This is a genomic window from Spirillospora sp. NPDC048819 (assembly GCF_040650055.1).
GTDB lineage: Bacteria > Actinomycetota > Actinomycetes > Streptosporangiales > Streptosporangiaceae > Spirillospora.
On record NZ_JBEZGN010000032.1, the window covers coordinates 102,348 to 126,527 of the forward strand.

The 24,180-nt window shown below is 70.3% G+C and carries 21 protein-coding genes, 2 tRNA genes and 1 pseudogene; 12 read left to right on the top strand and 12 right to left on the bottom strand.

The window, feature by feature from the left end; all coding sequences use genetic code 11:
- The first annotated feature begins 26 nt into the window (after positions 1 to 26).
- The 3 genes from AB0C35_RS33485 to AB0C35_RS33495 all read left to right on the top strand — a co-directional run bounded on the left by AB0C35_RS33485 (position 27) and on the right by AB0C35_RS33495 (position 5,479).
- Positions 27 to 1,430, top strand: coding sequence for a hemolysin family protein (locus tag AB0C35_RS33485; RefSeq protein WP_358464928.1), 1,404 nt, complete (start codon positions 27 to 29; stop codon positions 1,428 to 1,430).
- Entirely contained in the window at positions 1,418 to 2,434 is a 1,017-nt protein-coding gene (locus AB0C35_RS33490; RefSeq protein WP_358464931.1) for a hemolysin family protein, read from the top strand. The genes AB0C35_RS33485 and AB0C35_RS33490 overlap by 13 nt, the downstream gene beginning before the upstream one ends.
- 144 nt (positions 2,435 to 2,578) lie before the next feature.
- Complete coding sequence (locus tag AB0C35_RS33495; protein ID WP_358464934.1) at positions 2,579 to 5,479, top strand: hypothetical protein; 2,901 nt, start codon at positions 2,579 to 2,581, stop codon at positions 5,477 to 5,479.
- A gap of 4 nt (positions 5,480 to 5,483) precedes the next feature.
- Here AB0C35_RS33495 and AB0C35_RS33500 read toward each other — a convergent pair whose 3' ends face one another.
- Positions 5,484 to 5,864, bottom strand: coding sequence for a phage holin family protein (locus AB0C35_RS33500; RefSeq protein WP_358464936.1), 381 nt, complete (start codon positions 5,862 to 5,864; stop codon positions 5,484 to 5,486).
- Between the two features lie 151 nt (positions 5,865 to 6,015).
- Complete coding sequence (locus AB0C35_RS33505) at positions 6,016 to 6,498, bottom strand: hypothetical protein (protein ID WP_358464939.1); 483 nt, start codon at positions 6,496 to 6,498, stop codon at positions 6,016 to 6,018.
- 198 nt (positions 6,499 to 6,696) lie between these two features.
- Here AB0C35_RS33505 and AB0C35_RS33510 point away from each other — a divergent pair, with 198 nt between their 5' ends.
- Together AB0C35_RS33510 and recQ are read left to right on the top strand one after the other, a co-directional pair.
- A complete protein-coding gene (locus AB0C35_RS33510) occupies positions 6,697 to 7,356 on the top strand; it encodes an HAD family phosphatase (RefSeq protein ID WP_358464942.1) in 660 nt (219 codons plus the stop codon).
- A 45-nt stretch (positions 7,357 to 7,401) separates the two neighbouring features.
- A complete protein-coding gene (recQ, locus tag AB0C35_RS33515) occupies positions 7,402 to 9,243 on the top strand; it encodes a DNA helicase RecQ (RefSeq protein WP_358464945.1) in 1,842 nt (613 codons plus the stop codon).
- Between the two features lie 270 nt (positions 9,244 to 9,513).
- Here the strand turns inward: recQ and AB0C35_RS33520 are convergent, their stop codons facing one another.
- Positions 9,514 to 11,214 carry a sigma-70 region 4 domain-containing protein gene (locus tag AB0C35_RS33520; protein ID WP_358464948.1) on the bottom strand — a complete coding sequence of 567 codons (1,701 nt, stop codon included), beginning with the start codon at positions 11,212 to 11,214 and terminating at the stop codon, positions 9,514 to 9,516.
- Between the two features lie 224 nt (positions 11,215 to 11,438).
- Entirely contained in the window at positions 11,439 to 12,785 is a 1,347-nt protein-coding gene (locus AB0C35_RS33525) for a flavin monoamine oxidase family protein (RefSeq protein ID WP_358464951.1), read from the bottom strand.
- Between the two features lie 61 nt (positions 12,786 to 12,846).
- Between AB0C35_RS33525 and AB0C35_RS33530 the strand changes: the two genes are divergently transcribed.
- The 4 genes from AB0C35_RS33530 (at position 12,847) to AB0C35_RS33545 (ending at position 16,072) form a co-directional block, all read left to right on the top strand.
- The gene (locus AB0C35_RS33530; RefSeq protein WP_358464954.1) at positions 12,847 to 13,434 is read left to right on the top strand and encodes a helix-turn-helix domain-containing protein; all 588 of its coding nucleotides are present in this window, start codon (positions 12,847 to 12,849) and stop codon (positions 13,432 to 13,434) included.
- 69 nt (positions 13,435 to 13,503) lie between these two features.
- The gene (locus AB0C35_RS33535) at positions 13,504 to 13,995 is read left to right on the top strand and encodes a DUF5666 domain-containing protein (RefSeq protein WP_358464956.1); all 492 of its coding nucleotides are present in this window, start codon (positions 13,504 to 13,506) and stop codon (positions 13,993 to 13,995) included.
- 62 nt (positions 13,996 to 14,057) lie between these two features.
- A complete protein-coding gene (locus tag AB0C35_RS33540) occupies positions 14,058 to 14,735 on the top strand; it encodes a response regulator transcription factor (protein ID WP_358464959.1) in 678 nt (225 codons plus the stop codon).
- Complete coding sequence (locus tag AB0C35_RS33545; RefSeq protein ID WP_358464961.1) at positions 14,732 to 16,072, top strand: HAMP domain-containing sensor histidine kinase; 1,341 nt, start codon at positions 14,732 to 14,734, stop codon at positions 16,070 to 16,072. The genes AB0C35_RS33540 and AB0C35_RS33545 overlap by 4 nt, the downstream gene beginning before the upstream one ends.
- 304 nt (positions 16,073 to 16,376) lie before the next feature.
- On the opposite strand, the gene AB0C35_RS33550 is transcribed toward AB0C35_RS33545, so the two are convergent.
- Both AB0C35_RS33550 and AB0C35_RS33555 read right to left on the bottom strand, forming a co-directional pair.
- Positions 16,377 to 16,853 (bottom strand): hypothetical protein, encoded by a 477-nt coding sequence (locus AB0C35_RS33550; RefSeq protein WP_358464963.1) that lies wholly within the window; start codon positions 16,851 to 16,853, stop codon positions 16,377 to 16,379.
- A 477-nt stretch (positions 16,854 to 17,330) separates the two neighbouring features.
- A complete protein-coding gene (locus tag AB0C35_RS33555; protein ID WP_358464965.1) occupies positions 17,331 to 17,693 on the bottom strand; it encodes a hypothetical protein in 363 nt (120 codons plus the stop codon).
- A 997-nt stretch (positions 17,694 to 18,690) separates the two neighbouring features.
- Between AB0C35_RS33555 and AB0C35_RS33560 the strand changes: the two genes are divergently transcribed.
- A complete protein-coding gene (locus AB0C35_RS33560) occupies positions 18,691 to 19,200 on the top strand; it encodes a hypothetical protein (RefSeq protein WP_358464967.1) in 510 nt (169 codons plus the stop codon).
- Between the two features lie 376 nt (positions 19,201 to 19,576).
- On the opposite strand, the gene AB0C35_RS33565 is transcribed toward AB0C35_RS33560, so the two are convergent.
- Together AB0C35_RS33565 and AB0C35_RS33570 are read right to left on the bottom strand one after the other, a co-directional pair.
- Positions 19,577 to 19,978, bottom strand: coding sequence for a hypothetical protein (locus AB0C35_RS33565; RefSeq protein WP_358464969.1), 402 nt, complete (start codon positions 19,976 to 19,978; stop codon positions 19,577 to 19,579).
- Between the two features lie 333 nt (positions 19,979 to 20,311).
- Positions 20,312 to 20,384: transfer RNA gene (locus tag AB0C35_RS33570), tRNA-Arg, on the bottom strand.
- A gap of 192 nt (positions 20,385 to 20,576) precedes the next feature.
- Here AB0C35_RS33570 and AB0C35_RS33575 point away from each other — a divergent pair.
- Positions 20,577 to 20,999 carry a hypothetical protein gene (locus AB0C35_RS33575; protein ID WP_358464972.1) on the top strand — a complete coding sequence of 141 codons (423 nt, stop codon included), beginning with the start codon at positions 20,577 to 20,579 and terminating at the stop codon, positions 20,997 to 20,999.
- Positions 21,000 to 21,157: 158 nt separating this feature from the next.
- Positions 21,158 to 21,246 (top strand) — tRNA-Ser (locus tag AB0C35_RS33580).
- Positions 21,247 to 21,397: 151 nt separating this feature from the next.
- Here AB0C35_RS33580 and AB0C35_RS33585 read toward each other — a convergent pair.
- The 4 genes and pseudogenes from AB0C35_RS33585 to AB0C35_RS33600 form a co-directional block, all read right to left on the bottom strand.
- Positions 21,398 to 22,393, bottom strand: a pseudogene (locus tag AB0C35_RS33585) (site-specific integrase); the annotation flags it as partial.
- Positions 22,394 to 22,803: 410 nt separating this feature from the next.
- A complete protein-coding gene (locus AB0C35_RS33590) occupies positions 22,804 to 23,082 on the bottom strand; it encodes a hypothetical protein (protein WP_358464974.1) in 279 nt (92 codons plus the stop codon).
- 175 nt (positions 23,083 to 23,257) lie between these two features.
- Positions 23,258 to 23,464: a helix-turn-helix domain-containing protein gene (locus AB0C35_RS33595; RefSeq protein WP_358464976.1), complete on the bottom strand. Its 207-nt coding sequence runs from the start codon at positions 23,462 to 23,464 to the stop codon at positions 23,258 to 23,260.
- A 144-nt stretch (positions 23,465 to 23,608) separates the two neighbouring features.
- The gene (locus AB0C35_RS33600) at positions 23,609 to 24,130 is read right to left on the bottom strand and encodes a hypothetical protein (RefSeq protein WP_358464979.1); all 522 of its coding nucleotides are present in this window, start codon (positions 24,128 to 24,130) and stop codon (positions 23,609 to 23,611) included.
- Positions 24,131 to 24,180 lie beyond the last annotated feature (50 nt).

Genomic DNA, 24,180 nt, shown 5'->3' on the forward strand with positions numbered 1-24,180 from the left:
AGACCCGGCGCCCCATGTTGACCGCGGTGCTGGGGGTGCTCGCGGTGATCCTCCTCACCGCCGCCACCGGATACTTCGTCGCCCAGGAATTCGCCTACGTCGCCGCCGACCGCGCGACTCTGGAGCAGGCCGCCGAACGCGGCGACGTTCCCGCGAAACGGGCCCTGAAGGTCATCGGCAGGGTTTCGTTCATGCTGTCGGGCGCCCAGCTCGGCATCACGATGACGACCCTGGTCGTCGGCTTCATCGCCAAACCCGCCCTCGCGGAGCTGATCCAGCCGCTGCTGGAGGTCGCGGGCGTCCCGCTGGGCGCGACGGGCGCGATCGCGCTCGCCACCGGGTTCGTCGTGGCGACGCTCATCCAGATGCTGCTGGGCGAGCTGTTCCCCAAGAACCTCGCGCTCGCGCGCGCCGAGTCGCTGGCGCGCGCGCTGGCCGCGTCCACCCTCGTCTACCTGACGATCGCGGGGCCGCTGATCCGGCTGTTCGACAGCTCCGCCGAGCGCCTGCTGCGCGCCGTCGGCGTCGAGCCCGTCGAGGAGCTGCACAGCGGCGCGACGCTTGAGGAACTCGGCGACATCATCGGCAAGTCGCACAGCGCCGGGCACCTGCCCGCCGACCTGTCGGGCCTGCTCGACCGGGCGCTGTCGTTCGGCGACCTCACGGCCGACGAGGTCATGGTGCCCAGGCCGCAGGTCCGGACGCTGCCCGGCACCGCGCCCGTCGCCGACCTCGTCGCGCTGATCCGCGAGACCGGGCACAGCGCCTACCCCGTCTACGGCCAGGAGGTCGACGACGTCATCGGCGTCGCGGGCGTCCGCGAGGTCGCCGACGACACGCTCGACCCCGCCACCCCCGTCGGACGCGTCGCGCGGCCGGCGCTGCTCGTCCCCGGCAGCCAGCCGCTGTACGGGGTGATCGAGCACATGCGCGACTCCGGCGAGGAGTTCGCCTGCGTCGTCGACGAGTACGGCGGCCTCGCCGGCATCCTCACCTTCGAGGACGTCGCCGAGGAACTCGTCGGGGAGATCTCCGACGAGACCGACGCGCAGGAGGAGGCCCCGACCTCCCGCCCCGACGGGTCCTGGCTCGTCGACGCGGGCATGCGCATCGACGAGGTCGGCCGGCTGACCGGGCTCGACCTGCCCGAGGGCGACGCCTACGACACCCTCGGCGGGCTCGTCATGGCGGAGCTGCGCCGCCTGCCGTCCCCCGGGGACCGCCTCACCGTCGACCTCGACGCCGGTTCCGTCGAGCTGGAGGTCGTCAGCGTGGCCCGCCGCGTCGCCGAGAAGATCCTGATCAAGGCGCCGTCGGCCGTCCCGGCGGAAGACCCGCGGGTCACCGGCGAGCCGTCCTCGGTGCCGGCCACGGCCGCCGCCGAGGACGACACCGTCCCGTCCGGTTCGGAGGCGTCGTGGACCCGCTGACCACGCTGCTGATCACCGTCCTGCTGCTGGTCGGGAACGGGTTCTTCGTCGCGGCCGAGTTCGCGCTGGTCGCGGCGAACCGCCCGCAGCTCGAACGCGCCGCCGCCAAGGGCAGCCGTCCCGCCGTCGCCGCCCTCGCCGGCGCCCGGGAGCTGTCGCTGATGCTCGCCGGCGCCCAGTTCGGCATCACGATGTGCTCGCTGGGCCTCGCGATCGTCACCGAGCCCGCGTTCGAGCACTTCCTCGAACCGCCGCTGCACGCGCTCGGCGTCCCCGAGGCGGGGACGAAGGCCATCGCGCTCGGCACCGCCCTCGCCGTCGTCACGTTCCTGCACATGGTCATCGGGGAGATGGCCCCGAAGTCGTGGGCGATCACGCACCCGGAACGCGCGGCGCTGATCCTCGCGCTGCCGTTCCGCGCGTTCGCGAAGGTGTCCAGGCCGATCCTGTCGTCGCTGAACTCGACGACGAACGCGCTGCTGCGGCTCTTCCGCGTCACGCCGAAGGACGAACTGGACAGCCACACCGACCCGGCCCGGCTCAGCCACCTGGTCGGCGAGTCCCGCCGCCTCGGCCTCATCGGACGCCACGACCACGAGCTGCTCCGCCGGGCGATCTCGGCACGGGAGGCCACCGTCGGGCATCTGGTGGTGCCGGCGACGTCCGTCACCACGATCGGCGCGGACGCGACCGCCGCGCAGATCCGCCGGACCGCCACCGCCAGCGGCCACAACCGGCTGCTCGTCCGCGACCACGACGGGGCGATGACCGGGATCGTGCACGTCCGGGCGGCCATCACCGAACCGAACGGCGAACGCCGCGCGGACGAGCTGGCCCACCCCGCGACCGTCCTCACCGCGGAGACGACCGTCCTGGACGCGGTCAGCCGCATGCGCCGCGCCCGGGCCCCCCTCGCCGTCGTCAACGACGAGCTGGGCGAGTTCACGGGCATCGTCACGCTGGACGACCTCCTGGCGGAGCTGCTGGCCACGAACCCGCACTGACGCAGGCCGCGCACCCGCCGCCGCGGTGAAGATCATCACGCTGCCCCGGCCGGATACCGGTGATCATCGACCTGTGAGACGTTAGACCGGCGCGGAACGGGAATCACGGCCCCGGGCGGTCGATCTGGGACGGGAATGACTTCGGTGAATCAGCCATCAGAGACCAACGGGCCCGACGAAGAGAGCCCGGAAGCCCTCGGGGACGGACACGCCACGCCCACCTACGTCCCTCCCTCCGAAGTCCCCACCGTCGTCGTCCCCCGCCCGGACACCACGGCCGAGCCGCCCCCCACCGACCCGCCCACCGCCACGGAACTCCCGACCGCCAAGGAAAACGCCTCCCAGAGCGTCCCCACAGAAGCCGCGGAAACTGCAGAAGCCGCGGAAGAGTCTCCAGCCGCCTCACCCGCCGCCGACGATGCGGCTGGGGACATCCCGGTGTCCTCCGAGCCCGAAGAGTCGGTCGGCGAGGAGCCTCCGTCCGGGCTGGCGGCGGATGATGCCGACGAGCCGGGCGATGTTGCGCTTGGCGATGTCGCGTCCGCGGGCGAAATGCCGGGTGGCACGGAGACCGTGTCCGACATTCCGGTCGGTGGCGGCATCACCCTGGCGGACGAGGCCGGCGTCGACGCGGAACCGCCGCAGGTCGGCGCCGAGGCCGAGGCCGGGCTGGATCCTCGGGCGGCGTTCGAGACCATGCCGCTGGGCGAGGTCGAGGAGGGACGTGAACCGACACCGCCCCTCGGGACGGAGGCCGCCGAGGACGGGTGGGGCGGGCGTGAGCTGGTCGAAGGCGTGTACGGGCCGCTGACCGAGTTCTACGAGCGCGTCGACGCGCGGCTGCGGGAGGTGCCCGAGGACGTCCCGCCGGTCGGCTGGGCGCCGCACATCGCGGCCCTGCGGGCGTTGCGGGAGGAGCGGGTCGCGGGGAACTGGGAGGTCCTCGCGCGGTTCCTCGTCGCGCCCGGTTCGCTGGAGGAGGGCACGGAGGAGATCCGGCTCGTCCGGTCAGAGGAGGGCGACGAGGTCGTCCGGGAGATCGTCAAGGAGCTGGCGGCGGCGGACGGGCGGGCGCTGCTGATCGCTCCCACACCGGAAAGGGCCGCCGAGCTGCTGCGGGGCGTGGAGAACGACCCCGACGTCTTCTCCTTGCTGATCGAGACGCGTCCGGCGACGGCGGAGGCCCGTTCGGTGGAGACGCGGGCCATGCCGCCGGTCGAGGAGGAGGCCGTCGAGGCACCGCCGGTGCGGGAGCCCGGTTCCACTGGGACGGTCGAGTTCAGGCCCGTGGCGGGACGGCCCGACCCGAAGGCGGAGGAGAGCCCGTCTGCGGTCACGCGGGCCGAGCCGCTGCCGGTGCTGCCCGAAACGGAGCCCGTCGTCCCGGAGGAGGGCCCGTCCGCGCCGGAGACGCGGGTGCGGTCGGCGGCGTTGCGTCCGGTCGGGGAGGCGTGGCGGCACTCGTGGGACACGGAGACGCGGCTGCTGCGGCGCGGGCTGATGTGGCTGGAGCAGTGGCCCAGGGACGCGGCGACGCTGAAGTCCGTCGAGATGGAGCATCTGCGGCGGGGCGAGGAGCTGGAGGCCGAGCAGGCGGCCTTGGCGAGCGCGATCGAGGAGTCCCGGAACATGGCGGAGGCGGCCGGGCGGGCCGCCGAGGAGGCCGAGGCCGAGGCGGAGCGGCTCGCCGCAGTCCAGGAGGAGGCCGAGGAGGAGCTGGCGGGTCCGCGTGCGGAGGCGGAACGGCTCCAGACGATCGCGGACGAGACGGCCGCGGAGGCGAACGCGCTGACCCGGACGGCCGACGCCACGTACGCGCGCTGCGTCCAGATGGACGAGCGCGCCAAGACCGCGCACGCGGAGTTGCAGGCCGCGCGGCAGGCCGAGGCGTCGCTGACCGAGGAGCTGGCGCAGGCGCGGCAGGCGCTGCCCGGCGCGGCGGAGGAGGCCCACCGGCTGACGGCGGCGGACGCGGACGCGGCGGCCGAGGGCCACGCCGCCTACTACCGGCTCGTCTCGGCGGAGTCGGCGCTGTCCGCGGTGCGCCGGAAGATGTCGTTCGGACAGCGGCTGCATGTGGCGTCGCCGCCGTCGGAGTGGAAGAGCCTGCGCGCGGAGGTCAAGGCCAAGACGCGGGAGGCGGACGAGGCGGCGCGGCGGGCGCGCGAGGCCAAGGACGCGGCGGAGAACGCGGAGCGGATCCGGCGGGGCCTCGCGTCGTTCGTCTCGGAGGGCGGGGCGCGGCTCAAGGCGGCGCAGGAGGCGCAGGAACGGCTGGGGACGGAGCTGACCTGGCTGGCGTCGGAGCGGGAGACCGCGGGCGCCGAGCATCAGGAGCAGGCGCGGCTGGCGTCGGAGTCGGTCGAGCGGGCCACGCAGGCGGGCATCCGGGCGCGCACCGCGCAGCAGGTCGCGCAGGAGATCGAGGACCGCGTGAACACCGCCCGGACGTCCCGCGAACAGGCCCTCGCGGCGGCCAAACGGGCCCGGTTGGACGCGGAGACCGCCATGACACGGGCCGCGGAGGCGGAGGCGGCGCTTGAACGCCGCACCGCCGAGGCGGCCGAGGAGATGTCGCGCCGCGATGCCGACCTGGAGACCGCGCGGGGCACCGAGGCGCGTTCGCGGGAGAACGTCGTGGAGATCTGCGGCTCGGATCCCGCCGAGGACCCGGAGGTCGTCCCGGCGCATCAGCGGCGTGCGATGGCCCGCATCGAGCAGCTCACCGGCTACCTGAACGGCGGGCTGGCGGCGGGGAGCGAGGTGCTGCTCCGCACCGCCGACCTCGTCCTCGGGACACCGTCCGGCGTGGGCCTGACCGCCCGCGACGAGGAGTTCGACGCGTTGATCGTCGCGGACGCGGGGGAGGTCACGGACGCCGAGTTCCTCATCGGCGCCGTCCGGGCCCGCCGCTGGGTCCTCGTGGGCGCTTCCGGCTCCCGTCCGCCCTCGTACCGGGAGTACACGGGCGCCCCCTCCGGCGGGCTGGAGGAAAGCCCGTTCGGACGGGCCGCGACCGCCGCCCCCCGCCTGACCGGCGGCTGAGCGGTCAGTCCTTGTCGTCGCCGGGGACGAACAGGTGGAGCAGCCAGCCGACCACGCCGACGACGATGGCGCCCCAGAACGCGGGCCAGAAGCCGGTGACGTGGAACGGCAGGTCGAGCCGGCCGGCGAACTCGCTGGTCAGCCAGAGCAGCAGGGCGTTGACGACGAGGCCGATCAGCCCGAGCGTGACCACGTAGAAGGCACAGCCGAGGGTCTTGACGACCGGTTTGATGACGGCGTTGACGAGGCCGAAGATGACGGCGACGGCGACGAGCGTGAGCGCCCGCCGGCCGGCCGTGTCGCCGCCGAGGGAGATGCCGTGGATCAGTACCGTGGCGGCCCACAGGGCCACCGCGGTGATGCCCACCTTGAGAAGTATCCGCACACCACGATCATGGTCTGGCGGGGTGGCGCCCGTCGTCCCTCTGCGCGGCGATTAAGGCGAATGCTCCCGTCATCATCCAGGACGAGCCGGCCGGTTCCGCATGGAGGACGCCCCCCACGGCCCGGTGCCCGCCGGTCGTCGTTCTTGCCCGCTAGTCGTTCCGGGTGAAGAACGGGGAGGCTCCGGGGTTCTTGCCGCGCGGCGCGACGTGGGTGCCCTGGACGGCGGCGCCGGCCGGTTCGCGCCGGGGCATCGGCCCGGTGTTGCCGGCCGGACCGGACGGGCGGGACGGCGCCGGGCCGGGACGGGAGCCCTGCCGGGCCTGGGCGAGTTCGCGCTCCAGGCGGCGCTTCTCCGCGACCAGGGTGGTGAGCGACTCCTCGTGCTCGTCGCGCAGGTCCCGCAGGTCGCGCCGGGTGCGCACACGGCGGGCGGTGCCCACGAAGGTGAGCAGCATGCCGCTGAAGAAGACGATGGCGACGGCCGCACCGGCGAAGAAGACCTGCCATTGCTCGTTCACGCCGGGAATGGTCTGGCCGAAGACGACGAGGTCGGCTGTGCCGGTGTTGTCGAGGACGACGCCGACTCCGGTGGCGATGGCGGCGGCGACCAGCAGGAAACCGAGGAACACCATGGGCAGATCTCCTCTGCAGTGACTCCGGAGGGGGTACGGAGGTTCTCCACCATGCCAGACCGAAACTGGATCATGTCGCATTCGTCGGATAAATACAGGTCAGAGGGTATTCGTCCGAACCGATGCGGACGGTTCCCTCCCAACCTCACCGGGTAGTGATCACTGCCGGGAGGGCGCACCGAGAACCGGGAGGAACCCATGCCCGTGCAGGCCATCGTGTTCGATCTGGACGGCGTCCTGATCGACTCAGAGCCCGTGTGGGAGGAGGTGCGGCGCGCGTACGTCGCCGAACACGGCGGACGCTGGCTCCCCGACACCCAGGACCGCCTCATGGGCATGAGCACGAACGAGTGGGCCCGCTACCTCGCCACCGACCTCGTCGACGGCGTCACGGCGGAGGAGGTCGCCTACGAGGTGATCGACCGGATGCTCCAGCGCTACCAGTCCGGGCTGCCGCTGCTGCCGGGCGCGGAGGCCGCCGTCCGCCGGATGGCGGAGTACCGTCCGCTCGGCCTCGCCAGCTCGTCCCCGCGCGCCCTCATCGACTTGGTGCTCGGCAAGCTCGGGGTGAGCGGGCTGTTCCGCTCCGCCGTCTCGACCGAGGAGGTCGACCGCGGCAAACCCGCGCCGGACGGCTACCTGACCGTGGCCGCCCAGATGGAGGTGCCCCCGAGCGCCTGCGTCGCCATCGAGGACTCCACCAACGGGCTCCGGTCGGCGCACGCCGCGGGGATGACGGTGATCGCCATCCCGCGTCCGGCGCATCCGCCCGCGTCCGACGCGCTGGAGCTCGCCGCGCACGTCGCCGGCGGTCTGGAGGAGGTGACCCCGGAGCTGGCGGAGGTTATCCACAGCTGAGCGTTCCCGGGGGCGGGCGTCGGCGGCCGCTCATAGTATGGGCCGATGGCTTCCCCCGTGACTCCGGAGACCCTCGACACCCTGCGGCGCGTGTTCGGGTACGACGCGTTCCGGGACGGCCAGCGGGAGATCATCGAGCATGTGGTCTCCGGCGGCGACGCCCTGGTCCTGATGCCGACCGGCGGCGGAAAGTCGCTGTGTTACCAGATCCCCGCGCTCGTCCGAAAGGGCACCGGCATCGTCATCTCGCCGCTCATCGCCCTCATGCAGGACCAGGTGGACGCGCTGCGGGCCCTCGGCGTCCAGGCGGGCTTCCTCAACTCCACACAGGACCTCGACGAGCGCCGCGTCGTCGAGGCGCAGTTCGTCGCCGGCGAACTCGACCTGCTGTACCTGGCGCCCGAGCGGCTGAAGCTCGCCTCGACCGTCGAGCTGCTCGACCGCGGGACGGTCTCGCTGTTCGCGATCGACGAGGCGCACTGCGTGTCGCAGTGGGGGCACGACTTCCGTCCCGACTACCTGATGCTGTCCGGCCTGCACGAACGCTGGCCCGACATCCCGCGCATCGCCCTCACCGCGACCGCCACCGAGGCGACCCGTGGCGAGATCGCGTCCCGCCTCCAGCTCGAGGAAGCACGCCATTTCGTCGCGAGCTTCGACCGCCCCAACATCCAGTACCGGATCGAGCCGAAGACCGACGCCAAGCGCCAGCTCCTGCGGCTCCTCCAGACCGAGCACAAGGGCGACGCGGGCATCGTGTACTGCCTGTCCCGAAACTCGGTGGAGAAGCACGCAGCGTTCCTCACCGAGAACGGCATCGAGGCCCTCCCGTACCACGCCGGCCTGGACTCGCGGATACGCGCCGCCAACCAGTCGCGCTTCCTCCGCGAGGACGGTCTCGTCATCGTCGCGACGATCGCGTTCGGCATGGGCATCGACAAACCCGACGTCCGCTTCGTCGCCCACCTGGACCTGCCCAAGTCCGTCGAGGGCTACTACCAGGAGACGGGACGCGCCGGACGCGACGGCCTCCCGTCCACCGCCTGGCTCGCCTACGGGCTGCAGGACGTCGTCAACCTCCGCAAGATGATCGACGGCGGCGAGGGCGACGCCGCGTTCCGCCGCCGCCAGGCCATGCACCTCGACTCCATGCTCGCCCTCTGCGAGACAGTCGAATGCCGGCGCGTCCAGCTGCTGAACTACTTCGGCCAGTCCGGCGAGCCGTGCGGCAACTGCGACACGTGCCTGATCCCGCCCGAGACGTGGGACGCGACCGTCCCCGCACAGAAGGTCCTGTCGGTGATCGTGCGGCTCGACCGGGAACGGCGGCAGAAGTTCGGCGCCGGCCACATCATCGACATCCTGCTCGGCAAGAAGAGCGCCAAGGTCATCCAGTTCGACCACGACTCCCTGAAGCCCTTCGGGGTCGGCACCGAACTGCGCGAGGTCGAATGGCGCGGCGTCGTCCGGCAGCTCCTCGCCCAGGGCCTGATCGCCGTCGAGAGCAACCACGGCACACTGCTCCAGACCGACACGAGCGCCGACGTCCTGCGCGGGCAGCGCAAGGTGATGATGCGCCGCGAACCCGAACGTCCGGCCACGAAGGCCGCGAAGACCGCCAAGGAGCGCAAGGCCCCCGTCGAACTGCCCGCCGAGTCCATGCCGATCTTCGAACGTCTCCGCACCTGGCGCGCCGCCACCGCCAAGGAGCAGGGCGTCCCCGCCTACGTCATCTTCCACGACGCGACACTGCGGGAGATCGCGACCGCCCTCCCCTCGTCCCTCACCGAACTGGGCCGCGTGAACGGCGTCGGGGAGAACAAGCTCGCCAAGTACGGCGACCAGGTCCTGGAAACCCTCGCCGCCTCCGCCCCCGACGAGGAATGACCGCACGAGGAAGACCCCACCAGCCAGCATCCGGCGGCAACCGCCAAGCCACGAACGGAACACGACACCCCGTCCACAAGCCCGGGCACGGACACGGACACGGGCACGCGAGCGGGGGGCGATTCGATGCCATCCTGCGCGGCGCCGCAGGCCCGGTGACGGCCTGCGGGCGCCGCGCCAACCAAAGGGGGGAGGAACAGCCGGGAAACGGGCCCATACACCTTGACGATTTCATCCGTGGTGTAGAGCAGCTTGCGGCCTGCGGGGGTGTCATGAAGGGCTGATGATCGTGCGGTCTCCGTCGGTCTCGTAGGCCACGACGTGGACGACCGGGAGGCGGGCCCGCTCGGTGGGTGTGCCGTTGGTGCGGGGGCCGGGCACGACCAGCAGGGGCGTGCCGCCCGGCCGGTCCGGCGCCTTCTCGTGGGAGCCGAGCTCGCCGACCGTTTCGAGGCGCGTGATGTCCGGACCGGCCGCCGCCACCAGATGCCAGCGCCGGGGCGAGCGCCACCACACGGCGGCGGCCACGGTGGCGGCGGACGAGATGGTGTGGCTGTTGGTCCCGCCGCGCTCCGACAGCGCCCGCCCGCCGTCGGAGATCAAGATCGAGGTTCCCGGGACGGCCCACGGCGCCGCGACGTCCACCGTCAGCAGCGTCGCCCGGCCGCCTCCGTCGGGCAGCTCGCCGCTCCACAGGTGGCCCAGCGTCAGATCCCCCGACTCGCTCAGCGTCGCCGCCGCCTGGCAGGCCACCGCGTGCAGCGCCGCCCAGCGGAACCGCTGCACCCGCTCGGGCGGGTCACCGAACCGCACCCGCGGCGCCGCCGCATGCGGGTCGTGCGAGGCCAGTTGCGTCACCGTCCGCGGCGACCCGCCGCCGGCCGGCCGGAACGTCATCTGGAACACCACGTAGTTCTGGCAGCGCCGCGTGAACCAGTGCCACGGCAGCCGATCGCTGAGCCCGTCCCGGACCACCACCGGCCGCCAGTCCGCGGAGCGCCCCGACGGCACCGCCGCCCGCACGTCCCGCAGCCAGGGCGGGACGAGGTAGCGCCACGTCATGCCCAGCATGATGAGCTGCCCGTCGCCCGTCCCGAGCTTGCGAACCGACTCCACCCCGCGCGACAGGCGCCGCTCGAAGTACTGCGCCACGCTGGGCGTGTCCTGCGGGCCGGGAGAATCGCGCAGCACCACCAGGGACGCACCGTCCACCGTCCCGGCGTACAGGACGACGACGCGGCCCAGCGGCGGGTGGCGGTGATGGTCCCGCCAGGCGCCGGCGGCCCGGCGCAGCAGCCGCGCATCGTCGCGCAGCCCGCCCTGGGCGGGCCACTGGTCGATGGTCGGCGTCCCGGTCGCCCGCCACGCGCGCGGGTCGACGGCGCCCGGCACGCCGGGCCCCTCGCCCGGCCTGGCGACGACGAACCCGGCCACCACCACCGGCACCACCAGCGCGGCCGCCACGGCAGCGCGCCAGGCGGGCCGGGTCGCGGGCGGCGGGCGCAGGCGGACAAGGTCGGGCTCGAACGCCTCGATCTCGGCCCGCTGAGCGGCCTCGTCCAACCCCGTCCGGGCGTCCACCACGGCGACGACCCGGTCCACCTCACGGAAGTCCATTTCGACATGGACGCCCAGCTCGGCGGCGACCTCGGGTGCGGTGAGACCGTCGCGGCGCAGCAGGAACACCAGCCGCTCACGCGGCGACAGCTCCAGCAAGGCCGCCCGGACGGGCGCCGACGGGGCCGACGCGGGCTCGATCAGCAACCGGCGCAGCCGGAACCGCCCCGCAGGCGGGTCGCTGAGCAGGATCGCGACGAGCCGCGCCCGCATGGCCGGGTACCCGCCGCGCCGCACCCGGGCCGCGCGGGCCGCGATCCGGCGCGCGTGCGTGAGCGGGGCGTCGCCGTCGTCCAGCACCAGGTACGCGAGCCGCAGAAGGCCGTCGTAGTGGTCACGGTCCACCGTTCGCACGGGCACCTCCCACCCGAATTGTGCGCAGCGGCCGGTAACAGCCGGGTTGAGAAGTCGGTCAGACCCGGCGCTCAGCCGAACACGGGCGTCCCGTCGAGGTGCTCGCCGCGTCCCAGGCGGCTGCAGGGGCAGCCGTCCGCTCGCCCGGAACCCGGAGATCACATCGCCATTGAAGGTTGCCGTCAGTGCAGGTCGAAGCTCCTTGGCGCTCGATCGGCCCGCGATCAGGAGGGCTTTTCGAGCCGGGCCTCGCGGGCGGCGCGCCGGCCTGATTCGACGGCGCCGTCGATGTATCCGGCCCACCTGGTCGCCGTCTCGGTACCGGCCCAGTGCAGCGGCCCTACGGGTTCGCGCAGCGCCGGGCCGAAACGGGTCAGTGTCCCGGGCGCGGCGAACGCGCCGTAGCAGCCGCGCGAGTACTCCTCCTCGGCCCAGTCCCGCTCGATGTACGCGACCGGCTTCCCCGCCCGCGGCCCGAAGTATCCGGCGAGGTCGGCGAGAACCTGGGCGCGGCGCTCCCCGGCGGTCAGCCGGGCGGCGATGTCGGCGTGCCGTCCCTCCAGGAACCCGACCAGCACGCCCGGCGCGCCGCTCTCCGGCGTGTTGTCGAACGTGATGCCGAACGGACGCCGCGCGCTGGTGACCTGGCCGCTGAACCCGTCCTCCCGCCAGAACGGCTCGTCGTACACGACGTTGACCTTGATGACGCGTCCCATCGGCATCCGCTGGACGAGCTGGTCCCGGTCGCCGGGCAGCCCTGGGGTGTAGCGGATGCGTCCGGCCAGCGGCGGCGGGACGGCGACGATCGCGCGGCGGGCCCGGATCTCCCCGGCCGGCGTGCGGAGCCGCACGGAGTCGTCCGCCCAGTCGATCTCGGTGACCGGGGAGTCCAGCGAGACGCGGTCGCCCAGTTCGTCGGCCAGCGCGAGCGCGATCCGCTGGGACCCGCCGGAGACCCGGTCCTGCTGGGCGCCGCCGGTCGTGTCGATCAGCGGGTCAAGGCCACCGGCGGCGGCCATGTAGAAGCCCGCCCACAGCGCGGACATGTCCTCGGCCCCGGCAGAGAAGACCGCCTGCGTGATCAGCCGCATGAACGCGCGGCCGCCTCCCGTATGCAGGTTCCGGCGGATCCACGTCTCGAACGTCTGGGCGTCGAGCCGCGCCGCGTGCCGGGCGGTCCACGGCGCGTCCGCCGGGATCGCGCGCATCATCCGCTCGACGCGCACCTGCCCCTGCGCAATGTCGGCGAGCGTGACCGGCGAGAGGCGGGGGATGCGGCCGGTGTACTCGCCGCGCGTCCTGCCGATCTCGGCGATGTGCTTCCCCTGGTCATAGGTCGGGTAGGTGGACAGCCCGAGTTCGCCGATCAGGGCGAGCACTCCGTCCTGGCCGGGCCCGACCCACTGGCCGCCGACCTCGATCGGCTCACCGCCCGGCAGTTCCCCGTTCAGCAGCCGTCCGCCGACCCGGTCCCGGGCCTCCAGGACGACCACCTCGTGCCCGTCCCGGACGAGATCGCGGGCGGCGACCAGCCCCGCCGTCCCGGCACCGACGATCGCGACATCGACCATGTCACCGCTCCTTCATGCAGACAGCATCCGACATACATCATGTATGTGTTACACATACCGAATGGAGCAGGTCAAGAACCGGCGGCAGGGTTATGTCGAAAGCACCCGCGCCGCCCTCCTCGACACCGGCCGCCGATTCTTCGCCGAACGCGGCTTCACCGGCGCCTCCGCCGAAGAGATCGTCCGCGCCGCCGGGCTCACCCGCGGGGCCCTCTACCACCACTTCGCCGGGAAGCAGGGCCTCTTCGAGGCCGTCTTCGAAGACCTCGAAGCCCAGGCCGCCGCCCGGATCACCGTCGCGATGGAGCGCGAGAACACCCCCCGCGCCATGGCCGCCGAGGGCGTCCGCACCTTCCTGGAGATCTGCTCCGACCCCGACTACCGCGAGATCGTCCTGCTCCAGGGCCCGATCGCGCTCGGCTGGCAACGCTGGCGCGAGCTCGACCAGCGCTACCTCGGCACCATCCTCACCGACCGCCTCACCGCGCTCCTCGGCGGCGCCGGCCCCCACCCCATCGCCCTCACCACGGCCGCGTTCTACGGCGCGCTGACCGAACTGGCCCTCTCCATCGCCGACGCCGACGACCCGCCGCAGGCCCGCGACGAGGCCGTCCGCCTGATCGGCGCCATGCTCGACGGCCTGCGCTGAAGGCGATTCCCAGGGATCTCCCAGGATCCGCGCGGACTTATGCCAGCGGCCCCGGGTTAGATGATCTCCATGCGAACCAGACACACGACCGTCGCCGCCGGCGTGGGCGTCGCGGCCCTCCTCGGCGCAGGCCTCTACCTGGCCGTCCCCGCCCTCGCCGCCGACCCGTCACCGTCCGCGTCCCCCAAGGCCGAGCCGAAGCATCCCCGCTGGGACCGTCCCGGCGAAAACGGCCCGTCGCGGCGGGGCCACGGCCTGCGCGGTCACCGCTGGGGCGGGCACGGCGTCCACGGCGAGGCCACCGTCCAACGCGACGACGGCTTCCGCCTCGCCACCTGGCAGCGCGGCGAGATCACCGCCCTGTCGTCGGCGACGCTGACCGTCAAGAGCGCCGACGGCGTCTCCTGGACGTGGACGACCAACGCCGACACCCGCGTCCGCAAGGACCGCGAGAAGGCCGCCGTCAAGGACCTCGCCGACGGCGACAAGATCATCGTCGTGGGCGAACGCTCCGGCGACACCCGCACCGCGAAGGTCATCCGGGTCCGGAAGGCCGACTGACCGGCCCGGCGGCTCACAGGCGCGGTACTTTCAGAGCACGGGACGACGATGCGCGGGAGCCGATGAGCGAGGGCATGCGGGTCCTCGTCGTGGACGACGAGGCCAACATCCGTGACCTGATCGAGGTCGCGCTGCGCTTCCACGGCTTCACGACCGTCACCGCCGAAACCGGCGACAAGGCGTTGCGCGCCGCCGCCGGCGAGCGGCCCGACCTCATCCTGCTCGACGTCATGCTGCCCGACGTGGACGGCTTCGAAGTGTGCCGGCGCCTGCGCGCCGACGGCGACCAGGTCCCGGTGATCTTCCTGACCGCGCGGGACACCCCGTCCGACACCGTCACCGGGCTCACACTCGGCGGCGACGACTACGTCAGCAAACCGTTCTCCATCGAGGCCCTGATCGCGCGGGTGCGGGCCGTCCTGCGCCGGACCGCCCCGCCCCCGTCCGACACCGTGCTGCGCGTCGCCGACCTGGAACTGGACGAGGCGCACTGGACGGTCCGTCGCGGCGGCGTCGACGTGGACCTGTCCCCGACCGAGTTCCGCCTGCTGGCCTACCTGATGCGCCACGCGGGCCGCGTCCTGTCGCGCGCCCAGCTCCTGGAGGGCGTGTGGGGCTGGGACCACGGCAGCCCCCAGGTCGTTGAGACCTACATCAGCTACCTGCGCCGCAAACTCGACCCGCTCGGCACCCCCCTCATCCACACCCAGCGCGGGGTCGGCTACGCGTTGCGGCCATGACGCTCAACGCCCGGCTGCTCACCGGCCTCCTCGCCATCACCCTCGCGGGCCTGGCGGTCATGGGCCTGGTGAGCGCCCTCGTCCTGAACGGCTACCTGATGCACCGGGTGGACGAACAGCTCCAAGCCGTCCCGGACCGCGCCGTATCCCGCCTCCTCCGTCCCGGACTGCCCGAACGAGGCGTCGCCCCAGCCCAGTTCGTGGTGCTGGTCGTCGGCCCCGCGAACCAGGTCCGCGTCCTAAGCGGCGACGCACCGAACCCCGAACAGGCCGTCACCGAGGTGGAACGCCTCCCCCGCACCGATCTAGACGCCTACGCCCGCACACGCGAACCGTTCTCCCTCCCCGGCCTGCGCGCCGTGGCCCGCCCCAGACGCAACAGCGTCATCATCGTGGCGTCCCCCCTCGGCGAGATCCACTCGGCCGTCCGCAACCTGGTGCTCTCCGAAGTCGCCACCGGCATCGTCCTCATCGCGGTGCTCGCCCTGCTCGGACGCAGGCTGATCGGCCGCGGCCTGCGCCCGCTCGACCGGATGGCCGCCACCGCCGACGCCATCACCGCCGGCGGCGACCTGCGCGCCCGCATGCCCGACCCCGGCCACCGCGCAGAAACCGCCCGCCTCGCCGCCGCCATCAACGTGATGCTGGAACGCATCGAGCAGGCGTTCTGGGCCCGCAGCCGCTCCGAGGCCCGCGTCCGCGCCTTCGCCGCCGACGCCTCCCACGAACTCCGCACCCCCCTCACCGCCATCCAGGGCTACGCGGAGCTGTACCGCCACGGCGCCCTCGGCCCCGGCGAGCTGCCCGACGCCATGCGCCGCATCGAGGACGAGGCGCGCCGCATGAACCGCCTGGTCACCGACCTCCTCGAACTGGCCCGCCTGGACCGCGAGGCGTCCCTGGAACCCGTCCCCACAGACCTGGTCGTCCTGGCCCACGACGCCGTCGCCGACGCGACCGCCACGGCCCCCGACCGCCCCATAGAACTCGACGCCCCGGAAACCCTCATCGCTCACGTCGACGAGGCCCGCATCCGTCAGGTCTTCACCAACCTCCTGGCCAACGTCCGCGCCCACACACCCCCCGGAACCCCGGCGACCATCCGCCTCGCACCAGGCGTCATCGAAGTCCACGACGAAGGCCCGGGCATGTCCGCCCCCGACGCCGCCCGCGCCTTCGAACGCTTCCACCGCGCCGGCCAGAGCACCACCGGAACCGGCCTAGGCCTCCCCATCGTCGCCGCCATAGCCGCCGCCCACGGCGGCCGCGCAGAACTGCTCTCCACCCCGTCCAAGGGAACAACAGTCCGCATAACCCTCCCAACACCCCCCACCTGACCCCCGAGACGACAACAGTCCCCCGAGACCGGAAGGGCCCTTCAACCCACCACACCCCCAACCGGCATTCTCGACGACCCACCCAACCGGAAGCCGCTGGCTGAGGCCCACCTCCAACGCGACCCCCTCCAACCCGAGGAGCGACGTCGTGTCCACCACCTTGATTTCGCGCGACAACGACTGATCCAAAGTCATCACCCCACGCTGCCCGGTTGCCCTCAGCACCTTGACCTGCACCCCGTCCGAACCCCTCACCCCAATCCAAGATCATCTATCAAACGTGGCTCCCGAAGTTCTCGTAGGGTCAGAAGCCACCCCGGAAGACAAATCCGGAGAGCGAGTCAACGTTCTGAGGCGCCGAGCCTGTGGATCCCTCTCGGGTTGGCGCGAGCTTCCAGTCGCCCTCCCACTTCACGGTCATGGTCCTGGCCGTACGGCCGCCGCGCGCCGGGTCACGCGACACCGTTTCAACCACCGCGGTCTGAGGCGTGTAGGTGACGATTCGGAAGCCCGCAATCTGTGCCGCCTTCCTGGCGGGTACGACCTGGCCGGCAGCACGCACCCGCGCATAGGCCGCCTTGCCCTCTCCCGTCACGGCCTGCTGTCCCAAGATCGTCTGCCATCGTGTCGACCGGTCAAGCCGCACGCTGATCTGCACCGCGGCGATCAGGGCTCCGCGCGGCGAGTGCTGGTAGCAGCGCGCGATATCGCCCTGGACATCCAGTGGCCCAACTATCGGCGAGAACGGCACCGCAACGCCTTCGAAGCGCTCCCAGTGCACCTGCCTCGGCGCGGTACTGGGGATGCTCTGGTCACCATTGTCGGTAGTACACGCGCTTGCCCCCGCCGGACTCGCGGCAGGGGACGGGGGCTCGGTTGTGGCCGCCGCTGTCTTCTCCTGGCTCTTCCCCGTGCAACCGGTGACGCCCAGGACGACAACGATGACTGAAAGGCAGGCTCTCTTGAACATGTGTGGGACCCATTTCGCACAGCGGATCTGACACGAGCAGGCCGATGCTAAGCCCTCTTGATCAAACAGCCCTATCCAGCACGACTCGGAGCCGCAGCCGTAACGTAGAACGGACCTGTCCGGAAGGTCGGGGGAACCACGGGATTCCCCAGTAGCGCACGCGCAACCGACCCCCGAACCAACCGTGATGACTGCAGCGATGCCCGACCACGGTCACGGCCCGGTGCACGTCGCCGAACGGCTTACGACGCACTGGGGCCAGTTTCTCCCCCGCCAGTCAAACGACCGTCACGCCTCGGCATCCCATGGCGCTGCTGGCATGAGCGTGAGACAGTCCAGTGCCGCACGGCGCGCACCTTCCCATAGCGGCATCGCTGTGATCGCTTCGTCGCTCCATGCGTCGGGGTTGTCGCTGAGCTGAGCCAATAGGTGGTCAAGGGCGTCAAGACGAGAGCGCAGCACTGGTGAGACCCACCCGGCTTCTTCACTGCGCCACAGAACCGGATATCCGGCCTCCCACATGAAGCAGTCGTCCACGCTGGGGTCGCGAGTCTGCTCCTGCGCGTCCATCGCAAGCTTCGCGGTGCTGACTCTCAGCATCGACCAGAACACCCGGGCTCGCTGCTCGGCTTCCTCCGCAGTCTCCACCATGCCCCCCAGTAGTCCGGCTGAGCTTCCCGCCTGCCGTCGTCCCACGCTCCACACTGCCGAGGCCAGGAGATAAAGGTGGAGCGCCCCACTGGCCGAACGACCTTCACCTTGGCCCTGGTCTGGTAAATCCCTGATCGGGACGGCGGCAGACGGGAGGCTCAGGCATCCCACCAACCACCGACGACCGTCACGGGCTCGGACTCAGCTTCCCAAAGTCAGAGCCCCGCTGAAGGCTCTCGATCCGAGCACCCAGCCGCAGATCTGCTATCTACTTCGTTGGATCAGCCATGCCATCCAAGGAACCCCGATGAGGGACGGAGGCAAGAGTACGAACGGTGGTTCAAAGACTGCCACGCCGATTGCAGAGGTAATTGCCGCAACGGCGACCACCTTGACTGCCAAGGGCGGGCGTCGTGCCACACGCCGGAGAACATCAGTGAACGTCTCTCCCCCAGCTTCGCGCTGCTCCTGAACCCGGCGCTGACGATCCTCTCGGGACACGCGCCACACGATGGCAGTGGTTGACACCGAGCACAAGGCCACTGCCAAGTGGTGCGGCGGCGCGAACTCCGTGACTTCCGTCCGCCGGCGGGCGGGACGGAGGCACCGCGATGCGCGACCCGGCGCAGCCGTCCAGCAAACCGGCGCCCGCGCCGCACGCTCCGAGCAGCCTGGCCGGGGCGACGCAGCAGCGCAAGCGCCGCCGCCCCTTGAAGATGAGGCGGACGCGGCATGACAAGCGAGATGGCTCCCATGGCGCACGCCAGAGGCCCCTTCCAAGATCGGAAGGGGGCTCCCGCGGGAACGGCCTCAGTAGCAGACGGGCGCATCGCGCGGGCTTTTGATCATCGTGACTCACACTTCGCTAAAGGCACGGCCAAGACAGCCTTGTCTAGCTCCGGTGCAAGCTCTGCAGGGCCCTCATGTCCGAATTCAGTCTCCCTTTTCCGACGGCTCTGGGAAACAACCGCCTCAGATGGCTGATAGCTGTGGCTCTGTGGACGACGATGAGATCATCGCAAGGATCAGAGAACAGCACACAGACCTGCCGCCCCCGGCTCCTCCCGGAGCCGTTGCCGAGCTCGAGGGAGTGGTCGGTCACCCCATGCCGGTTCTACTCAAGCGCATCTACCTTGAGGTCGCCGACGGAGGATTCGGCCGCTGGGGAGAAGCACTGTCCCTGGCCGGCGACGACCCGTATCAATTCAGCGACAGCGGCCATCTCGTCGAGGTGTATCTGAGCTGGATCGAAGGAGGCCCTGAACGTGGATTCGTTCACCCGCCCGCAGTGGTACCACTGCTGACCTGGGGCTGCGCAATCTGGTCCCTTGTCGACTACAGCACTACGGAAGGTCGGATCTGGGGTTGGGACCCCAACGGATGTTGCCTGCGACATGGCCTCTTCCTTGAAGACCGCACCCTGGCCGAACGGCTTACTGCTTGGCTCGATGGAAACAACGAAGACTTCCCACAACCATCTGCCCAGGTGCCTCCGCCCACATGTTGACCCGCCGCTCGGTCATGGCAAGGTCTTCGCGCCTGTCGAGATAACAGCACCAGCCCTGCGGAGGGCAAAGCCCTCTCTGCGAGCGATCCCAAGGCTCTCGGCGGCCCGGACGAGTGGATCACGGCAATCGAACCCGTGCTGTCAGCTTGGGAATCAAACCGATCCCGGCCGCCATAGCGGCTGACTGGCCTCCGCTCGTACCGCAAGTGACCGTGACTGCCCCTTGATCACCCTGTCTAATTGAACGCCGCGTGGCCCGCTGACCTGCACCGAACTCAATGTGGGACATCCACCGGCGCCAGCATGAGCGGGCTGCTGTCCAATTGCGCAGGCACCCGTGAGGCGAGCAACGCGGTTTCCGGTGACCTATACCCCGTCAACTGCGGGAGTCGGCGTCCCTCAGAATGTCCCGGACATGCTCGGCCGCTCCTGGACTGAGGCGCGGCAGACGCTGTTGCAAGGGTTCAACGAGGCTGGCGGGAACGGTGCCGTACTCCACCAGGTGTGCAAGGGCGTGGGCGATCTCCTCTTGCGCGTCTGCGTCGCTCTCTCGTGTGAGCGCTTCGACGAGCGAATCCACGATCGGGCCTGTCCCGGCCTGGGCCTTACATGCGATGACGAGCTGGTCGCCGAGGTATGCGGCGGCTAGCTCACGCTCCTTTGGATCTTGACCCGTGAGCGCTGCCAACAGCTCGGAAGTCGTGGCGGCCGCGATTCGCGAAGCAAGTTCTTGTGGTGACGCGCGGCTTGTAGGCCTCTTGCCGAATCGCCAGGTCATGCGGCCATTGTCCCGGACGGCGGCGCGGCCTGGTGACTGCCGTGAGCCGGGCGGCAAGGCGGGAGCGTCGCCGATGCGGCGGCCGGGCGCGCGCCGCCGGAGACCGGCGCCCACGCCGCACGCTCCGGGCGGTCTGGCGCGGGGGCCGCGCAGCGGCCTGAGCGCCGCCGCCCCTTGATCACGAAGGACGTCTACGGGCATCTCCTCGTCGACGACAAGCGCGCTGCGGCTGAGGCCATGAGCGGCGCTCTCTTCTGGGCTTGACGAACCCTGTGGCTCCCATGGCACATGACAGAGGCCCCTTCCATGATCGGAAGGGGCCTCTGTGCTGGGCGCACCCGAAGGGATTCGAACCCCTAACCTTCTGATCCGTAGTCAGATGCTCTATCCGTTGAGCTACGGGTGCCTGCCGGGGACAACTGTACCGGCTCCACGGACCCGTCCGCGAATCGGTTCCGGGTAGGACGCGCGGACGGGAGGTGTGACCTGAGTCACGGAACTTTTTGTGGTGAAGGTACGCCAAAAGGGTGATCGAGTCGGGAGCGACCTGCGAGGTTTGACTCCGTTCGAAGCCCAACCCCCCTGAAGGAGAATCCTCATGCGCATGTCCGCCGCCAAGCTGGTCGGCATCGTCGCCGTCGGTGGCCTGATGCTCGGTTCCACAGGCTGTGGGGCGGTTGACGCCCTCGCCGGAGGTAAGAAGAAGACCGCCTGCAAGAACATCGAGAAGGAGCTGCGGAGCTTCTCCACCAGCGGCCTGACGTCGTCCGGCGGCGCCGACGCTACTGCTCGGAAGTTCTCCGACACCGCGTCCGCGATCCGCTCGGAGGGCCGGAGCGCCGGCGGCGACGTCGAGACCGCCGCGGTCGCGTTCGCGGGCGACCTGGACGAGACGGCGACCCTGTTGCGGGACATGAGCTCCGGCAACACCACCCCGCGTCAGCCCGACACCGCCGCCATGCGTCGGCACGGCAACGACCTGGCCGAAGCCTGCGGTTTCAACGCCTTCCGTCTGGGCTGAGCGTCGGCTGGGCTCGCTCCTGCGGCCCCGGGAGCGCAACGTCCGGCCGATTGTCTTAGCGTAGCCACGGCGTCTCGGACTATGCTGCTGAGACCCACGGGCCAGACTTTGCCGGTAGGCGCGCCGAACCGGTAGCCTGTCTGCGCCTGATGGCTACTGGAGGATTCGCCTAGTCCGGTCTATGGCGCCGCACTGCTAATGCGGTTTGGGTGCAAGCCCATCCGGGGTTCAAATCCCCGATCCTCCGCCTCTGACCAGCGCCTCCGCTGAGGACCACCATCCTCGGCGGAGGCGTTTTTGGTGTCTGGTGTGGCCATGGTGTGGCCATCACGTCGCAGCGGCACCACGGCGGCCACCGCTTCGGCTGCGGCCTTGGCCACCTCGGGCAGGACCGAGGTGTAGGTGTCCGCCGTGAACGATGACCGAGCGTGACCGAGCGTCGCGCTGATCACCTTCATGTCGACCTTGCCGAGCAGGCCGAGCGTCGCCGCGCCGTGCCGGAGGTCGTGGAACCGGATCGGCGGTAGAGGGCCGCTGTCGATGGCGACCATGGCCGCGTCCTGGCTGATCCGGTGTCGCCGCGCGATGCGCTCGATGGGCCAGTCCTCCTCGAAGTACCTCTTACGGACGGCGTTGTAGCGTTCGATCAGGGCGTCGAAGCGCTGGGAGATCCACTCTGGCCGCAGCGGCGAACCGTCCTCGCGGGTGAACACTCGTCCCGACGCCACCCAGATATCGGCGTCGGCTGCCAGCTCCTCCTTGTTCTGGCGAGTACGCCAAGAGCGCAGCGCCGCGAGGGTGGTCTTATCGAGGCTCACGGAACGCTCGCCCGCTTCGGATTTGGTGTCGTCGTACTCATCGTCTGGACGCGTCTCCCGGACGGTGAGTGTCTCGCTGGCGTCGAGGTCGGTGTCCGTCCAGGGAAGGCCCGCAACTTCTCCGCGGCGCAGTCCGCGGAAGGCGACCAGGTGGAAGAGGGCGTAGAGGCGCTCCTCGGCTGCGAAGTCGAGGAACGCGCCCGTTTGAGCGGGAGTCCAGACCATCACGGGGCCAGGTACCTTGCCCGTCTGAAGCCAATGCTGGACCCGCGCGGACGTCCAGACGATGGGCTTGGCCCGGCGCCCCTTTACGCGGGGCAGCTCCACGTGTTCCACAGGGTTGTAGGTCAGCCGCTTGGTCTTGACTGCGGTACCCATGGCAGACGAGAGAACGGCGTGAATTTTCTTGATCCGGGCCGGAGAGATCGGCTTGGTCTGCTTCTTTCGGCGCGGCTCACCGTCTGGATGCTGCTTCTTAGCGGAGTCGGCTCTCACCTCCGTAAGCCTTCGCAGAACTTCGCTGGGCTTCTTACCGTCGGGGAGCGGACGGTTGATTTGGGCGATCGCCTCGTACATGTTGTTGACGTCCCGGTCACGGAGGTCCACCAGGCGTAGATGCCCGAGCGCCGGCTTCAGGTAGAGATGAACTATCTCCTCGTAGTCGGCGTAGGTTGAGCGGGCGAGGCTTCTTTTGCCTGGCAGCCAGTGTTTCTCGAGGTAGGTTCCGACCGTCAGGGAGCGATCGGTCACATGACCTACGTGACCAACCTTCGCGAGTTCCTCCGCCAGCGCATTGTCCGCGTCTCGTTCACTGGCGAACGGACCTACTAAGGGTCTGCGCCTCTTCCCGTCCACGCCACGTGGTGCGTCGTAGCGAAACCACCAGGCACCGTGATTTCGCTTCTTGAGCTGTGGGCACTTGCCCTCTGGGTACTTCTTGCCGGTCTCTGGGTTGCGGCATCCACACCGCTTGAAGGTACGTCCCTTCACCCGTCATCCTCCTTCGGTCGGGATCGTCCGGATCCACGGTCGTTCTTGATCGCCCTCGAGATCGCCTGGACGCTGACGTCAAGCTCGGCGGCGATACCCGTCAGCGTCATGCCTGAGTTGCGAGCTTCCAGCAGCGCGGCCCTACGCACGGCGGCCAGTTCGCCGATCAACGCTCGGCCGGATGCGGCAAGGACTTCGCACTCCTTGGCGCGCTCAATCGCGTCGAGTCGGTCGAGTCGGGCTAGGCGCGTGGCGAGCCACTCAACCGTACGCACGGCGTGGTCGTGAGGGGCTTCTTGGCTCAGGGGTTTGTCTGCTGACGGATCCATGACGGAGACCGATCAGAGCATCACTCTCCGTGAATGTCAACCCCGGGGTTGACAGATGCCTCGGGCCGGGACGCAGAGGCTGCCCCGGCCCGTAGCGAAATCGGCAGGAGGAGAGTCCAGATTACTGGCGGGCTACGCCGAGCAGCTTGAGCAGCTCGGCAGTAGGTACTCGGTATGCCGCGCCGATCCGGATGACTCGGCACGGAAAATCGCCACGCTTGGCGAGTTCGTAGGCATACGTGCGGGAGAGCCCAAGGGCTCGAGCTGCAGTCACGATGCTGACGACGGTCGGAAGTTCATCCAGGTCCGAGGACTTGAGGGTTTCCATGATCCTGCCTCCAGGTTGGATGTTCTGGCCTGTCGCGGCGTCCACGTCGGGTGCGCGAACGCATCGGTGCAGAGATACGTCAGGCCGCCTGTGAGATTTGGGCGAGTGCTTGCCATGGTGTGCCGTCCGGGACTGACGGAAGTGTCAGGTGAAGCACCATCCGCTATCGCAGGTGCCGTCGCCGTTCTCGAAGGGGAGGGTGTCGGCGGTGGGGGTGACGTCGGCGAGGGGGGCGTTGTAGCGGGTGAGGTAGACGGGGTCTTTGTCGAGGGTGGCGCGGCGTTTGTTGATGGTGGCTTCGAGGTGGCAGGCCTTGGTGAACAGGGCTGGTTGTTCGCGGCGCATGTCTTGCCAGGTGGTGAGGCGGTGGAAGGGGCAGAACCAGCAGGCGGATTTGGGTGGGACGGGCAGGCCGGCGGAGCGGATGATGCGGGGGCAGTCGGTGCGGCGGATGCCCAGGTCCAGGAGTGGGTAGACGATGCGTTCGTAGGGTTCGTGGCGGCGGGTGTTGGCGCGGTGGATTTCGTCGAGGCTGATGCCGATGGCGATGGTGGCGGGGTTGGCAGGGCTGGCGCCGTGTGCTTTGAGCCAGCGGCCGATGACGCGGATTTTGAAGTCGGCGGTGCTTATCTGCACCTGGCGTGAACGGGCAACTGTGGTGTTCATTGCTGGGTCTCCTGCCTGGTGTTGGTTGGCGGGAGTTGAGGGATGCCGAG

Bases quoted from the DNA above. Each gene is read 5' to 3' on its own strand.
- AB0C35_RS33505 (WP_358464939.1), bottom strand. From the start codon at position 6,498: ATGGTGTTCCTCGGTTTCCTGCTGGTCGCCGCCGCCATCGCCACCGGA.
- AB0C35_RS33510 (WP_358464942.1), top strand. From the start codon at position 6,697: ATGCCCGTGCAGGCCATCGTGTTCGATCTGGACGGCGTCCTGATCGAC.
- recQ (WP_358464945.1), top strand. From the start codon at position 7,402: ATGGCTTCCCCCGTGACTCCGGAGACCCTCGACACCCTGCGGCGCGTG.
- AB0C35_RS33525 (WP_358464951.1), bottom strand. From the start codon at position 12,785: ATGGTCGATGTCGCGATCGTCGGTGCCGGGACGGCGGGGCTGGTCGCC.
- AB0C35_RS33530 (WP_358464954.1), top strand. From the start codon at position 12,847: ATGGAGCAGGTCAAGAACCGGCGGCAGGGTTATGTCGAAAGCACCCGC.
- AB0C35_RS33535 (WP_358464956.1), top strand. From the start codon at position 13,504: ATGCGAACCAGACACACGACCGTCGCCGCCGGCGTGGGCGTCGCGGCC.
- AB0C35_RS33540 (WP_358464959.1), top strand. From the start codon at position 14,058: ATGAGCGAGGGCATGCGGGTCCTCGTCGTGGACGACGAGGCCAACATC.
- AB0C35_RS33545 (WP_358464961.1), top strand. From the start codon at position 14,732: ATGACGCTCAACGCCCGGCTGCTCACCGGCCTCCTCGCCATCACCCTC.
- AB0C35_RS33555 (WP_358464965.1), bottom strand. From the start codon at position 17,693: ATGGTGGAGACTGCGGAGGAAGCCGAGCAGCGAGCCCGGGTGTTCTGG.
- AB0C35_RS33565 (WP_358464969.1), bottom strand. From the start codon at position 19,978: ATGACCTGGCGATTCGGCAAGAGGCCTACAAGCCGCGCGTCACCACAA.
- AB0C35_RS33575 (WP_358464972.1), top strand. From the start codon at position 20,577: ATGCGCATGTCCGCCGCCAAGCTGGTCGGCATCGTCGCCGTCGGTGGC.
- AB0C35_RS33595 (WP_358464976.1), bottom strand. From the start codon at position 23,464: ATGGAAACCCTCAAGTCCTCGGACCTGGATGAACTTCCGACCGTCGTC.
- AB0C35_RS33600 (WP_358464979.1), bottom strand. From the start codon at position 24,130: ATGAACACCACAGTTGCCCGTTCACGCCAGGTGCAGATAAGCACCGCC.